At 38.7% G+C, this 15,414-nt stretch carries 11 protein-coding genes, 2 pseudogenes and 1 riboswitch; of the genes and pseudogenes, 12 read left to right on the plus strand and 1 reads right to left on the minus strand.

Annotation, left to right across the window (positions count from 1 at the left end):
* Positions 1–15: 15 nt before the first annotated feature.
* From ACWPVE_RS11130 to ACWPVE_RS11165, 8 genes are all read left to right on the plus strand, one after another.
* On the plus strand, positions 16–1,815 hold the full coding sequence (locus tag ACWPVE_RS11130; RefSeq protein ID WP_453993320.1) for a cache domain-containing sensor histidine kinase: 1,800 nt from the start codon (positions 16–18) through the stop codon (positions 1,813–1,815).
* Between the two features lie 16 nt (positions 1,816–1,831).
* On the plus strand, positions 1,832–3,040 hold the full coding sequence (locus ACWPVE_RS11135) for a response regulator transcription factor (RefSeq protein WP_453993322.1): 1,209 nt from the start codon (positions 1,832–1,834) through the stop codon (positions 3,038–3,040).
* A gap of 269 nt (positions 3,041–3,309) precedes the next feature.
* Positions 3,310–4,269 carry a substrate-binding domain-containing protein gene (locus tag ACWPVE_RS11140; protein ID WP_453993324.1) on the plus strand — a complete coding sequence of 320 codons (960 nt, stop codon included), beginning with the start codon at positions 3,310–3,312 and terminating at the stop codon, positions 4,267–4,269.
* A 108-nt stretch (positions 4,270–4,377) separates the two neighbouring features.
* Entirely contained in the window at positions 4,378–5,868 is a 1,491-nt protein-coding gene (locus ACWPVE_RS11145; RefSeq protein ID WP_453993326.1) for a sugar ABC transporter ATP-binding protein, read from the plus strand.
* Positions 5,869–6,867, plus strand: coding sequence for an ABC transporter permease (locus ACWPVE_RS11150; protein WP_453993328.1), 999 nt, complete (start codon positions 5,869–5,871; stop codon positions 6,865–6,867).
* Positions 6,868–6,894: 27 nt separating this feature from the next.
* Complete coding sequence (locus tag ACWPVE_RS11155; protein WP_453993330.1) at positions 6,895–7,911, plus strand: carbohydrate kinase family protein; 1,017 nt, start codon at positions 6,895–6,897, stop codon at positions 7,909–7,911.
* 20 nt (positions 7,912–7,931) lie between these two features.
* Entirely contained in the window at positions 7,932–8,810 is an 879-nt protein-coding gene (locus ACWPVE_RS11160; RefSeq protein WP_453997474.1) for a class II fructose-bisphosphate aldolase, read from the plus strand.
* Between the two features lie 107 nt (positions 8,811–8,917).
* The gene (locus ACWPVE_RS11165) at positions 8,918–9,358 is read left to right on the plus strand and encodes a D-lyxose/D-mannose family sugar isomerase (protein WP_453997476.1); all 441 of its coding nucleotides are present in this window, start codon (positions 8,918–8,920) and stop codon (positions 9,356–9,358) included.
* Between the two features lie 442 nt (positions 9,359–9,800).
* Here the strand turns inward: ACWPVE_RS11165 and ACWPVE_RS11170 are convergent, their stop codons facing one another.
* Positions 9,801–10,340 carry a GNAT family N-acetyltransferase gene (locus tag ACWPVE_RS11170; protein WP_453993331.1) on the minus strand — a complete coding sequence of 180 codons (540 nt, stop codon included), beginning with the start codon at positions 10,338–10,340 and terminating at the stop codon, positions 9,801–9,803.
* A 383-nt stretch (positions 10,341–10,723) separates the two neighbouring features.
* Positions 10,724–10,808, plus strand: a riboswitch (cyclic di-GMP riboswitch).
* An 81-nt stretch (positions 10,809–10,889) separates the two neighbouring features.
* On the opposite strand from ACWPVE_RS11170, the pseudogene ACWPVE_RS11175 reads away from it, so the two are divergent.
* The 4 genes and pseudogenes from ACWPVE_RS11175 to ACWPVE_RS11190 all read left to right on the plus strand — a co-directional run.
* Positions 10,890–11,598 (plus strand): annotated as a pseudogene (locus ACWPVE_RS11175) (EAL domain-containing protein).
* 14 nt (positions 11,599–11,612) lie between these two features.
* Positions 11,613–12,158, plus strand: a complete 546-nt coding sequence (locus ACWPVE_RS11180; protein WP_453993333.1) for a PilZ domain-containing protein — start codon at positions 11,613–11,615, stop codon at positions 12,156–12,158.
* Positions 12,159–12,692: 534 nt separating this feature from the next.
* Positions 12,693–13,469: an REP-associated tyrosine transposase gene (locus ACWPVE_RS11185; RefSeq protein ID WP_453993335.1), complete on the plus strand. Its 777-nt coding sequence runs from the start codon at positions 12,693–12,695 to the stop codon at positions 13,467–13,469.
* 160 nt (positions 13,470–13,629) lie between these two features.
* A pseudogene (locus ACWPVE_RS11190) lies at positions 13,630–15,096 on the plus strand (IS1182 family transposase); the annotation flags it as partial.
* Positions 15,097–15,414 lie beyond the last annotated feature (318 nt).

A 15,414-nucleotide genomic window follows, 5' to 3' on the forward strand; every position in this document is an offset into this window, starting at 1 on the left:
TGAAGGAATTGAGTGATGACCTTGAAAAATGTAAATTCATTTGGAATGAATGATTTGCCGATTCGGTACAAAATGGTGGCGTTACTCCTGATTATCAGTATTTTACCTTCTATTGGTTTCGGTTATTTAATTAGCTTGGCAGTTGATAAGACCATCGAAAAACAGGTGACTGAGCATACCATTCAATTAATAGGCCAAGCCAACAAATCATTAGAAACGTACGTCGAAAATATGCAGGATATTTCATATTTTATCTCCATGAATCCACAAGTTATTGATTTTCTTCGCCATGATGAAGCACAAGAATTCGATCAACAGTATGAAATTGAGCAGTTTTTTCAAGCTTTTACTACGGTCAACCCTGAAATTGCGGGGATTCTTTTAATCGATAATAAGGGGAATTACATCAGTAATGAACTTTACCCACGTAATATTCATTCTTTAGTGAAGGAAGAGTGGTACCGCGAGGCCATTGAGAATAACGGTATTTTTAAGGTAATCGGACATCCCGCTGACCGAAGTGTGAAATCTCATGTGAACTATCTGAATCATGAAATCGTATCAGGCGTCCGAGCCATCATGGATCCTGAAAGGCAAACGGTCATGGGGGTCATCTTAATTGACTTAAAATTACGGGTGATTTCAGAAGCCATTAAGGATGTGCGACTAGGGAAAACAGGTTATGTGATGGTGATCGATGATAAAGGAGAGGTGATCTTCTCCCCGCAAGTTTCCTTGGTGGATAAAATGAAAACCGAGTGGTTTGAAAATGCCTCCTCTAGTTCGTTTACTAAAAACATTGATGGCCAACAGATGCAGTTTATTTACAGGAAATCCCCTTTTTCAAATTGGACCACGATCGGTGTATTTCCAACGAGTGAACCCGTTATGGAGGTCCAGCAAATTAATTTTTACGTCATTAGCTTTCTATTTATCATTGTGGCGTTTGCCATTGGTGCGTCCTATTATTTATCACATTCGATGACCAGACCGATCAATCAATTAAATGACTTTATGAATCGTGTCGAGTCAGGTGATTTGGCAATTCGGTATAAGGGAAATCGCGCAGATGAAATCGGTAGACTTGGAAATAGTTTTAATACGATGCTGAATAAAATCATCAAATTGATTTCCTTAATCGAAATTCAAGGAAGGCAAAAGCGGGAAGCAGAATTACAGACGCTCCAATCTCAAATAAAGCCACATTTTTTATACAACACACTGGATACGATTAATTGGATGGCTCGGAGAAAAGGCGCCTTCGATGTAGCGGATGTCGTAAATGCTTTATCACAGCTTTTTCGAATCGGTCTTAGTAAAGGGAAAGACATCATCCCCCTGCAGGAGGAAATCAAGCATATTGAAAGCTACTTAAAAATCCAAAAGGCAAGATATAAAGAGAAAGTAACTTATACCATTTCAATCGACCCCAGCCTAAAACATGTGCCTGTTATTAAATTGGTGTTACAACCACTCGTCGAAAATGCCATCTACCACGGAATAAAAGAGAGGCGGGGACCAGGACATATTTCAGTTTCTGCAACAACCCAAGAAGGTCATTTGGTTCTTTATGTTGAGGATGATGGAGTAGGCATTCCTGAGGAGAGGTTACTTCAATTACAAGAGAGTTTGGCTACAAACTTCAGTAGTTTACAAGAGACAAAAGAAAAAACGAAAATTGGCTATGGGCTCATGAATGTGCAGGCAAGAATTAAATTAACATATGGGGAAGCTTATGGCTTAACAATTAAAAGTGTAAAAGGAAAGGGTACAAACCTAAAAGTCAACCTTCCTTTGACATTGGATTCTTCATGAGAACGGGGTGGTATCATTGGATCAGCTTTTAAAGGTATTAATTGCAGACGATGAACCAAATAGTAGAGAAGGAATCAGGGATAGTTTGGACTGGTCGACATTAGGAATGAAGGTTGTAGCGGAGGCAAATGATGGTGAGGAGGCCCTAGAACTTGCGCTAAAACTGGAAGTCGATATTGTTTTGGCTGACTTGAATATGCCGATTATGGACGGACTGACCTTAATTAAGCTCCTAAAGGATCAGCTTCCAGCTTGTCGAGTAGTGATTATTTCTGGATATGATGAGTTCAGCTATGCCCAAGAGGCCGTACGATTACAGGTGGAGGATTATATTTTAAAACCAATCATCCCCGAAAGCTTATCAGAGGTTCTTACGAAAATACGAAATACCATTCAAACCCAGACTGCTCAAACAAGATTCTTAGAACTAGCATCCCATCAGATTTCACAAAATACATTGATTCTACAAGAGCAATTTTGTCGGGATTGGATCGCTGGCAAGCTTACAAATGAAAAAATACTCGAGCACCTACATTTTTGGGGGCTGCCAGAAGAAGGGCCTCAGCGACTAACCATCATACGCAGTCAGAATATAGATTACACTCAGCCTCTCATTCAAGGAACAAAGCAGGAATCCCAGCAATGGGAAATCCAGAATATCGTCTTAGAAGCTTTAAAAAAACATGACAAGCTCGTATTTTATACGTCATCTGGATTTTTAGTTGTGTTGGTATGGGGTAACGTAGAGCAAGATGTGATCGTCGAAATCGAAATGCAGATTCAATCCTTTTTACAAGTACCCCATACCGTCTATTCAGAAACGATTTCAGGAGATGTTGATGTCATTCCAGCTGCATATGAACGGTGTAAAAGGAAGGTAGTAGAGGAATCGCAGATATCCCCAATTGTAAGACGTGCAAAAAGCTTTATTCACCAGCAATACACCGATCCTGAGTTAACACTAGAAACAATTGCCCAACAGTTACAAGTATCCACTGTTTATCTAAGTCGGATTATCAAACAAGAGTTAGGCACTTCTTTTACGGGGCTAGTGACTGAATTACGGATGAGGAAGGCCATTGAATTACTGCAGTCTACGAACTTACAAATATATGAAATTGCAGAACAAGTCGGCTATGAATCCCAGCATTATTTTAGCACGGCCTTTAAAAAAGTGGTGGGCGTTTCTCCCAACCAGTTTCGTAAGGGGGCACTATTACAGTAGATTTTTTGAAAGAGAAAGGCGGAGGTTTTGACCAGAAGGATCTAGCCTTTTTATATTGGCACTTCCTTAGAATAAGCAAGGTGAAATCAATCAGGTGTGTCAAAAACAACTGAGTTTGTGGAATAATATGTAAGCGTTTTAATAAAAGTTAATTTATTATAAAAAATGTTTATTTTTTGAAAAGACAGACTTTACGCATGTTGGTACGATGATAGTTGAGAGAGGGTAGACATCCTTCTTCACCAAATCTTACATAAGGGGGCATTGGCGTGAAAAAACGTATATCGATTCTCTTAGCTGCATTGCTTGTTTTCGTGTTGGCTGCTTGTAACAACAGTGAACAATCGGATGGAGACGGCGGCAAGGAGTCAAAAGACCAATATGTATTCGGGTATACATCTATGACACAGAACAACCCATTTTTCCAAGTCCTAGAACAAGCCATTCGTGAAAAGGTAGAAGCAAACGGAGATAAGCTTATTACAACGAACCCAGCCATGGACGTTGAACTTCAAATTAACCAAATTGAAGACATGATCTCACAAGGAATAGATGCAATTTTCTTAAATCCAGTTGACTGGGAAGGAATTCGACCTGCCTTAGTGATGCTAGAGGAAGCTGGAATTCCAATCATTAACTATGACACAGAGGTAAAAGATTTTAACTATGTTACCGCATATGTTGGTTCTGATAATAAAAATGCAGGCCGTGTCGCGGGCGAAGATATGGTCAAGAGATTTCCAGATGGCGGAAAGATTGCCATTCTTGATAGTCCGACAATGAACTCTGTTAACGACCGAATTGAAGGATTCATGGAAGCCATTGAAGGAAAAGGTTTTGAGGTTGTCGCCCAACAGGATGGAAAAGGGGATTTAGAAATCTCACTTGATATAACAGAAGATATCCTTCAAGCTCACCCTGATATTATTGCAATTATGGGCGGAAACGACCCAAGTGCATTAGGTGCATTAGCGGCTGTTAAAGCGGCGAATAAAACGGATATTGCCATTTATGGAGTAGATGGTTCTCCGAATGCGAAAGCAGAAATTGCGGAAGGTGGGCCGTTCGTAGGAACAGGTGCACAATCTCCAATTTCAATTGGCCAAATCTCTGTTGATGTCGCGTATAAAGTGTTAAAGGGAGAGAAGTTTGAAAAGAGAACGCCAGTCGAAACATTCATCATTAATCGAGAGAATGTAGATAAATACGGCACAGATAGCTGGCAGTAAGATCCGGTAAATCAGCTTTGGAAGGGTGACTCTCCATTTGTACCAGGCGCATAATGGCCAGGCATGACATTCGAAAGTCACCCTTTCAAATGTAACGAGGTGGAGAAGATGAGCGCTAAACTGTTAGAAATGAAAGGAGTAACGAAACAGTTTCCAGGAGTTTATGCGTTAAAGGGTGTTGATTTTGAACTGGAGAGCGGAGAAGTTCATGCCCTTCTTGGAGAAAATGGAGCAGGAAAATCGACATTAATGAAGATCCTGAATGGCATCTATGACATTAATGAAGGAAACATTTTTATTGATGGTAGCGAAGTGCACATCCAGGATGTGAAGGATGCGCAAAAGTATGGTATCAGTATTATTCATCAAGAAATTAGTCTAGTGCCCTATCTATCGATCGCAGAAAATATTTACTTGGGTCGGGAGCCTTCTACAAAAGCTGGATTTATCGACCTCGCAACGATGTACAAAAATGCACAGACTTTCTTAGATGATTTTGATTTAGGACTATCAGCTGAAACGATGGTGAACCGATTAACGGTTGCACAGCAGCAAATGATTGAAATCATTAAGGCTGTTTCTTTTCATTCAAAAATTATTGTCATGGATGAACCTACCTCGTCCTTAACGGAAAAAGAGGTCGAGTTTTTATTTAAGACGATTCGAAATTTGAAGGAAAAAGGTGTTGGGATCGTTTATATCTCGCATCGAATGAACGAGTTATTTGAAATTACCGATCGCATTACTGTTTTACGTGATGGTGCCTATATAGGTACCGTCAATACACAAGAAACAACGAATGAAAAATTAATCGCCATGATGGTTGGCCGAAAATTAGAGAATTACTATGTCAGAGATTTTTCGCCTACTGGTGAAAATATCTTGGAGGTTCGTCATTTAACGAAAAAAGGTGTCATCGATAATGCCAGTTTTGAATTACGGAAAGGTGAGATCCTTGGTTTTTCTGGATTAGTTGGAGCGGGACGGTCTGAATTGATGAAGTGTATTTTTGGACTAGATTCTTTTGAACAAGGGGATATTTTCGTCAATGGAACAAAGGTATCGATCCGAAACCCGAATGATGCCATTAAAAATAGGATTGCTTATGTGACGGAAAACCGCAAAGAAGAAGGACTCTTCTTGATACAGTCTGTTACATATAACCTGACAATCAAAATCTTGCAAGATATTATCAAATTTTTACGAGTGAACCGAAAATATGAAATCAAGGAAACCCAACATTATATAAATGAGCTTTCGATCAAGACGCCTAGTCCAGAGCAGGAAGTAGGAAATTTAAGTGGGGGGAATCAGCAAAAGGTGTTGATCTCAAGATGGCTTGCTACAAAGCCACAAGTCTTGATTCTGGATGAACCGACGAGAGGCGTAGATGTGGGAGCAAAGGCTGAAATTTATTCGATTATGAACAGATTGGTAAAAGAGGGTGTTTCGATTATTATGATTTCCTCAGAACTCCCAGAAGTCATTAACATGAGTGATCGAGTTGCGGTGATGTATAAGGGGAAAATCCAAAAGATTTTGGAAAAGGGAAGTTTTGATCAAGAAACAATCATGCATTATGCGACTGGGGGGAAGTAAATGTCTCAACCATCTCTCAATGTGAATCGAAAAGACAATGTTGCCTTAAATATAGGGATCAGTATTAAAAAATTCTTTCGTGATAATCTCGGGATTATTATTGGTTTAATCGTGTTATGTATCATCATAGCGCTTGTGAATCCGAACTTTTTAACCTCTAATAATTTATTAAATGTATTAAGGCAAACCTCAACCAATCTCTATTTAGCTTTAGCGATGACCATGGTCATTATCATAGGTGGGATTGATTTATCAGTTGGGTCGATAATGGCAGTCGTTGGGGTTGTTACCACGACATTGATTGCGTTATTTAGTTTTCCAGTTGCCGCGGCAGTGGGGGTTGGCCTTTTAGTAGGCATGTTATTTGGCGCTATTAACGGGTATGTGGCTGCAACGACTGTCATTCCTCCATTCATTATCACCCTTGCCACCATGAATATTGCGAGGGGAGCCGCTTATGTCATCTCCGATGGAAAACCGATTCGGGTCATGTCAGACTCTTTTAACTCAATTGGTTCTGGATATCTAGGCGGAGTCCTCCCTATGCCTGTATTTTATTTGCTTATTCTTCTCGTGATTTGTTATATCATCATGAATAAAACGAAACTAGGACGCTATATGTACGCAGTTGGTGGAAATGCGGAAGCGGCTAAATTTTCTGGGATAAATATTAAAAAGGTAAAATTCTTTGCTTATACATTTAGCGGGTTAATGGCTGCAATTGCTGGAATCGTACTTGCTTCACGAATGTTTTCTGGTCAGCCTACATCTGGAAACGGTGCCGAACTTGATGCGATTGCAGCCGTTGTTCTTGGTGGCACCAGCATGACAGGCGGCTACGGACGAATTGGTGGTACGGTAATCGGTGCCTTAATTATTGGGGTCCTAAGCAACGGGTTAAACCTCATGGGGGTAAGTTCCTTTTGGCAATATATCGTAAAAGGGATTGTGATCCTTGTAGCGGTTTATGCAGATGTTATTAAAAAGAGAAGATCCTAAGTCTAAAAGCAATAAGAAGGTGATGAATTGCGAGAGGGTATTGTGTTTGCAGGCACCATTGCTGTGGATGAAATAAAGAAAGTCAAAAAGTATCCGAATCGATCGGAACTAACAACCATTCTTAGTATTTCAAGGTCGAATGGAGGTGCTGTCTCGAATTGTGCCATTACGATGGCTAAAATCGATCCAAATCTACCGATTGAAATTGTTGCCCTCCTTGGTGACGATGAAAAAGGCGATTATTTGAAAGAAAAATTAGGAGCCTATCAAAATATTGATCTCAGCCATGTGAAGGTGATAGGAGACACCCCTTTTACAGACGTGATTCAGGATGAAACGAATCATACTCGGACATTTTTTACGTACAAAGGTAACTCATCCTTGTTTGACGAGAAAACGATTGATTTTAATCGCTTGCAAGGGAAGATTCTTCACATTGCATATATTCTTCTTCTAGATTCCTTGGACCAAGAGGATCAGGAATATGGAACAAAGATGGCCAGAGTGCTCAAACAAGCCCAGGACCATGGGATGAAAACATCGATAGACATTGTGAGTGAAAATAGTAACCGCTATGAAAAACTGGTCCCACCCAGTTTAAAGTATACAAACTACTGTGTTATCAATGAAATCGAAGCGGGTAATAGCGTAGGAATTCCATTAAGAGGTTCTTCAGATGAACTACTCATTCCTAATATCCCAAAGGTTCTTAGTAAGTTAAAGGCACTAGGAGTCAAAGATTGGGTCGTGATTCATACCCCAGAAGGTAGCTTTGGTTATGATGGCTTCACTTTTTATAGTGTTCCTTCATTGTTGCTTGATCATGATTTGATTAAAGGAACTGTTGGCGCAGGTGATGCTTATGTAACGGGAGTGCTGTATGGTGCTCTTAAGAATGATAGCCTTCCTGAGGCTATGAAAGTAGGTACAGCTTCGGCTGCCTCCTCTTTATTTGCAGAAGACAGCACATCTGGAGTTAAAAGCTATGAAGAGTTAATTGCTATGTATAACAAGTATCCGAAACGAAAACAGATCGAATTCTAAAGGAGGTCGTTTCCTTGTTAGTGACATTAAAGGAAGTGTTGGAGCAAGCCGTAGAGGGGAATTTTGCAGTAGGTGCTTTTAACAGCCCGACCCTGGAATCGGCAAGAGCAGCACTTGAAGCGGCGGAAGAATTACAAGTACCGATTATTTTGTCACATGCTGAAGTGCATTTTGAAATCACTCCGCTTGAAATCATGGGGCCCATTCTAGTTGACTTTGCTGAGAAAGCGAGTGTTCCAGTCGTCGTCCATCTTGATCATGGGTCAAGTCTTGAAACAGTTAAAAAGGCGATTGATACAGGTTTTAGTTCTGTGATGATTGACGCTTCGCATATGAATTATGAAGACAATGTCAAAACAGTTAAAGAAGTAGTAGAGTATGCACATGCACATCATGTATCCGTTGAAGCAGAACTTGGAATGATTACTTCCTCTGGAATTGGGGGTGAAGAAACGGAAGGTGGAGAGCATCTTGATGGCGAGGCGGAGGATTTTTATACAGACCCAGAATTGGCCAAGGATTTCGTTCAACGCACTGGTATTGATGCATTAGCGGCGTCTTTTGGAACCGTGCACGGGATCTATATAAAAGAACCCCAGTTAGATTTCGAACGATTGCAACGAATCTCTGAAAATACTAAAATTCCAATCGTCATGCACGGTGGTTCTGGATTAAGCGAACAAGAATATAAAGCTGTCATCCATTCAGGAGTAAGGAAAATAAATTACTATAGTTATGCCGCAAACGCAGGTGCGAATGCTGTAAAAGACTATATCAAGAAAAACAAAGACCTTTTTTATCATGATTTCGTGGCGATTGCAAAGGACGCCATGAAACAGGATCTACAAAGAGCGATGGAAATCTTTTCGAATAAAAAGACGGAGAAAGTAGTGAAGTAAGGAGGTTATGAAGATTGGAACATCAAAAATATGAAAGCATCAGAGCACGGGCATTAGAGTTGTTTGATAAAGCCAATATCACTTTAACCGAAGAAGAGAAAGAAAATATGGAAGTAGCAGATTTTGGATTAGGAAAAGTCGAGGACACAGGTCTACAATTGGTCACCTATGTCAATACGGACCTCGTCTGTGCAAAGGAATTGGTCTTACTCCCATACCAAACCTGTCCAGAGCATAAACATCCAAAAAGAGACTTCGACGACGGCAAAGAAGAAACCTTTCGATGCCGATACGGAACCGTCTACCTCTATGTAGAAGGAGAAGAAACCAAAAATCGTAAAATGAACCCACCAGCTGGAGATGAGGAATACTATACAGTCTTTCACGAAATCATGCTACGTCCAGGCGAGCAACACACCATCTATCCAAACACCCTCCACTGGTTTAAAGCAGGCAGCGAAGGGGCAGTCGTCTCCGAATTCTCAACCAAAAGCACAGACGAAACCGACCTCTTCACCGACCCAAGAATCAAACGAGTCCCTGAGTGAAACAGTGGTGAAACAGTGGGACGGTTCTGTTGTTCTCCTAGTTTTTTCCATGAAACAGTGGGACGGTTCTGCCGTTCGCCTAGTTTTTTCCATGAAACAGAGGGACGTTTCTACTGTTCTCCTAGTTTTTTCCATGAGACAGAGGGACGGTTCTGTTGTTCGCTTAGGTTTTTCCATGAAACAGTGGACGGTTCTGCCGTTCGCCTATATTTTCCCATGAAACAGTGGGACGGTTCTGTTGTTCGCCTATATTTTCCCATGAAACAAGGGGACAGCTATACTGTTCCCCTAATTTTACCCATCCCACCAACGTTATAATCTTAATTTATATTTTGATCATAGCGAGCACTGTTTTACGGAAATATTATGGAAAATAGTAGGCTGGTAGACTTATTGGAATTATTTAGGTGAACACGAGAACCGTCCCCTCGTTCTACTCGTTCTACTTTAATTCTTTCTGGAAGATGATAAATTTGCAGGGGATTGCGAGCATTTGCGCCAGTCTTGGGAATGATGTATCTATGGATTCTGTGCGAATTGGTTGATAGCCGATGCGAGTATACCATTTTTCCAATTTTACTTTGTCTGGATGAGAACCTTCCTGGGGTACTAATAATTCAAGCTGCATTTTGCGGAGTTTTTCTGCGTTGCATTTTTGCTCAGCAAAGCGGATTAACTCTCTTCCTATACCAGACCCTTGGTGTTTTTCATCTACCGCTAGCATTCCAAATTCTCCTGTTTCCTGGTCAATTTGATGAACACGGACACACCCGACAATTTTCCCCATTGATTGAGCAACGGCAATTTCACCGCTTTTTGTTAACTCTGCCACTTCCGTTGCTGACGTGCGGAATGCCCCAGGTATCCAAAGACCTCCCTCAGCTGTTTCGTAGACACGGTTAACGATGCTTGCAATGTGCTCCATCTCTTCTATATTTTTACTCTCGTTATTAGGTAACATATGAATCTCAATTGATTGCATAATTAGCAATACCTCCTTACTTTGGAACACGAGGACGGTTCTGGCGTTCCCTTATTTTTTCCTATAATTCTATATGATTAATAATACACCACATCTAGAACTGGACCACAAGTAAATTGAGTTTCAGACAAAAAATCCTATTTTTATAAATAGAATAGATGATGGTGAATAGCCTTTGTCAAACTCCTAGCAGTATATTTTATATGGATAATGCGGCCTATTGTTGTTATGTGTCGAACTCCACGCACATAATTCGACAAAATTCAACATTTTCAAGGTGGCAATTTGTGGTGTTTTAATTTTTTATGTCAAAAATTGTTGAAGTTGTACTACTTTTGTCTTATCCTAGAAAAAGGAAAAAGTACTATAACTATTAAAGCTATCTCGATAAATGGCAAACTTGTCGAAAGATAAGGACGCAAAGCCACGAGCCTAAAGCAAAATTGCTATGGCAGTCGGGTTGCCGAAAGTAGTGGAGTGAAGATGACTCCCGTTTATTTCGGTGTAGTCATCTTTTTTATTTGAAAAAGAAAGGGGTGATTACTAAAAGTGATTCGAAGTTTAATCCAAAACGAATTATTCTCACACTTTTTCCAGCCTATTATTGATATAGAGACATGGACAAGGATAGGCTATGAAGGACTCCTGAGAACCTCGCATTATGTGAATCCAGAAGAAACGTTTAATCTTGCCAAAACAGAAAAACAGCTCTATGAATTAGATTCGCGGTCTATCCATAAAGCTGCTCTTACCTACCATTCAGCAGGTTTTTCAAAAAAGGACGGTTATTTGTTTTTAAATGTATTTCCATCTACGCTTACAAACAAAAACTTTCTGCCCTTTATAAAGAAAATTATCACCGAAAACAACTATTTTAGTCAAGAAATCATCTTTGAAATTAGCGAAATGGAAGCAATTACCGATTATTCTCGTTTACTCAAGACTATTGATAAATTAAAATCGGGTGGTATTAAATTTGCTATTGATGATGTAGGGAAGGGAAACTCTAATCTAAAATCAATAATAGAGTTAGACCCAGATTTTATTAAGCTGGATAAATATTTTTCGTATAACTTATATAAGGAACCTAAAAAAAAAAATAATTAAATCCATCATAAGTTACACGAATACGCATCATATCAATTTAGTGTTAGAAGGACTTGAAACCGAAATGGATCTAGCTATTGCAAAATCCATCGGAGTTAAATTTGGACAAGGTTATGTCCTGGGAAGACCAAAGTCCCTTTTTGTTATTTAGTGGGGTGAAAAAATTTGAACTATATATTATTGTCACAGGCTATCATAGTAGTTTGTCTGCTATTACTATTTATTCGTAATGAACGTAGATTAGTAAAACAAAGTGTGCTAATAAAGTCATTACATAATACTAATAAATCATTAAAAAGTCAGTTAAAGAAAATAAAAAAATTCATGCCAGTAGATAAAAGAAATACCTTTAGAATTGTGTTACCTGGAATAGAGAGCACTTTTACCCTCGTAGATTTTGGAAATCATTCATTAAGTGCTCTAAAGAATAAAACGTTTAATGGAATCATTAATGATATAAGTATAGGTGGACTAAAATTCCATTCACCTTACGAATTTCCGATTAAATCTAATATTCTTATAAAAATGCACTTTATTTTCCAAGGTGAAGAGTTTGAGCTTAAAGGAAAAATAATTAGAAGAGAAGATCATATCAAAGGTAAATCCGTAACTTACGGAGTTCAGTTCGTCGACCTATCCGTAAATGACATCAAACGACTAAACGTATCACTGCACAACTACCAAGTATCACAACGCAAAAAAATAGGTTGAAACAGGGGGACGGTTCTGCCGTTCGCCTATTTTTTTCCAATGGTCAAACCATCATGAACGAAGTGAAATAAAGTGAAACAAAGGGACGGTTCTGATGTTCTCCTATTTTCTACCAGAAATTTATTTTTTTCTGCATCAATCGATATCTTTATTTTGTGAATCGCATTTTGTTTAAAACTTTTTCTTTTGAATAGAAGGAATATCAACCAATATATAGAATAAGTATTTGACACTAGTAACCTCGCAATTTGCAAACCACAGTTGTTGCTCCTTTATTCATCCACTCATTTATCAAACACCCAAATTCATTTGTTATATCATTCATTTGATAATCAGTCCCGATGTATCTAACCTTCAAAGATATAAATAGCATACCTGGTCAATTTTTTAATAATACTTCGCTATTTTTTTCTCATCATTTAAAACCTCAATCAAACAAGATAAATCCCAATTAAAGCAAGTAGTATAAGGAAATTTTTTGGTTTGGAGAAAACCGTCCAATGACGTAAAACAAGAAAGTGTGGTGGTGTTAAAATGCCTCGTATGGCAAGGGTGATAAGTAAAACTGGCGTCTATCATGTGATGTGGAGGGGCGCAAATCGGCAAGAGATTTTTCATGACGATGAGGATAGGCGATTATTCTTAGATATTCTAAAAAAGTATAAATTCAAACTCAATATGAGATTTTATGCGTGGTGTTTGATGAGTAATCACGTTCACCTATTAGTGAAGGAAGGGGACGAAAGTATTTCAACCACGATGCAACGAATGGGTGTGAGCTATGCGGGTTATTACAATGGGAAATACAGAACAACAGGGCACCTCTTTCAAGATCGGTTCAGAAGTGAAGTTGTTGAAAAGCGATCCTATTTATTAACAGTGGTGAGGTATATTCACCAAAACCCTGTAAAAGCGGGGATGGTAAATCGACCAGATGAATGGAAGTGGAGCAGCTGTGGTGGGTACTATGGTCAAGGCATTTATCCTAAGGGGTTACTAGATGATCAATTTCTATTAAAAATGTTTGAACCAGATCTTAAATTGGCTCAGAAGCAATTTAGAGATTTTAATGAAACGCCTAATAATGATGAATGCTTAGGAGTAACGGAGGCTGACGTGCGATTAACAGATGAAGAAGCTAGGCTGAAAATAAAGGAATTACTAGGGAACTTGGAAATTCCACACGTTAAAAGTTTACCAAAGGAACAAAGAAAGCTAATTCTACAGAAGGTCAAAGAAATAAGGGGAATCTCAATGCGTCAAGCAGCGAGGATTTTGGGGATTTCATTGAATTTGGTATTTAGGGCATGAAACAGGGGGACGGTTCGAGACCACTGAAAAAGTCATAAAATTTTTAGTTAAATCAGCTTTTTATAAAAAGTTGAAAGTCATTCGGTTTTCCAAACATGAAAAACCCCCTAAATGGTATAATGGATGTTGACTAGACACCAAACCATAGGGGGTTTTTCATATGCTTCGACTAGTGCCAAAGCAATATAGCTTTCATTCTGTATTATACGATAAAATTCCGGAAAATCATATCCTTAAAAGGATAGTTAGTATAATAGATTTTAGTTTTATTAATGAAATACTTAAGGAATATTATTGCGAAACTTTTGGAAGACCGGCAAAAGAACCTGAGTTAATGTGTAAACTCCTTTTCCTTCAGGAAATGTATAACCTCTCTGACGAGAGGTTGATTGATGAAGCTAGCTATAATCTAGCTTATTTGTATTTTCTTGGTCTTGACCCCGAAGATACACTTCCCGATAAAAGTCTACTATCAAAGTTTAGAACAAAACGGTTTCCAGATGATAAACCTTTGGATAAGATTTTGACACACATTGTTGAACAATGTGTGGACAAAGGGCTTATTAAAGGAAACAGTGTCAGTATTGACGCAACACACATTGAAGCAAATACTATTAAGAAAACACCTGAAAGACTGATGAAACATTTAGCACGAAAAGTCCTTAAAGCACTAGAAGAAACTGGCCAGGTTCCTGTTGACTTGCCTGCAGAACCAGAATATATGGAAATTGAGGATCATAAAGAAGCGAAGTCTGTTATGAAAGAGTACGTTGATAGGGTGATTGAATGTGTAGAAAAGCAGGTAACTCCTACAGAATCAAATACCAATGAAATGATCAAAAAGACAAAAGAGATTATTAACGATCCAAAATTTATGCAGCAAAAAGGTGTTCGCTCCGTTATAGATGAAGATGCTCGGGTTGGACGCAAAAGTAAGTCCCAAGATTTTTTTGGCTATAAAACCGAATTTGTTATGACAACAGACGAACGAATTATCACTTCTGTTCGTACAGCCAGCGGATCTTATATGGATGGCAATTTTACAAATGAAATGTTGAATGACACTTTATCTTCTGGTATTAAGGTAAAAGAAGTTTACGCAGATAAAGCATATTTTAGAAAATCAATTTTGGATGAAATTAAAGTCTTTGAAGCAAAGGCTTATATTCCTGTGAGTTCCGTTGTATATAGAATAGATGAAAGTGAATTTACATATAACAAAGACTCTGATGAGTGGCAGTGTAGCCAAGGAAATACAACCATTCAGAAGAAACATTTTAACACTAAAAATAAAGACGGTGATAGAACAGGGTATAAATATTATTTCGATATTAAGCAATGTAAGACCTGTCCTTTACATGACCAATGCGCAAAAAAATCAGCAAGAAGAATCCTTGTCGTCGGAAAAAACACCACTGAGTTTTATGAAATATCACAATTTCAGAAGTCAGAGGAGTTTAAAGAAAAATATAAGAAGAGGGCTTCTATCGAAGGTAAGAATGCGGAGCTCAAACGTTTTCACGGCCTCTCCCGAGCCAGGGGGTATGGTCTATTAAGTGTGTCTAAACAATCTAAATTGGCTGCCATAGCAGTTAACTTGAAGCGGATAGCAGCTATTGCATCCGCTTCATCAGTTAAATAAAGGGGGAATGGAACACCCACCCCCTCATAATAATAAGTTTCAATAAAAATAATCCCATTTTTGGTAGTCAATTTTAAAATTTCGAAGAAATGGGAGTGGGAGTGAAAAAAACTTCTACTTTTTCACTGGTCTCGGACGGTTCTATCGTTCGCCTAATTTCTTCCATATCAATTCTAGAAAGCAATCTCAAGCGAGAAGATAAGGGTGACGTTTTGAGCAAAAGTGGGGAGAAGTGCTTGTAAAGTCTTGTCTTTACAAGCTGTATTAATCAAAAAGAAAAATTATATTAAAATGACAAACGGC

It is taken from the genome of Bacillus nitroreducens, assembly GCF_964021195.1.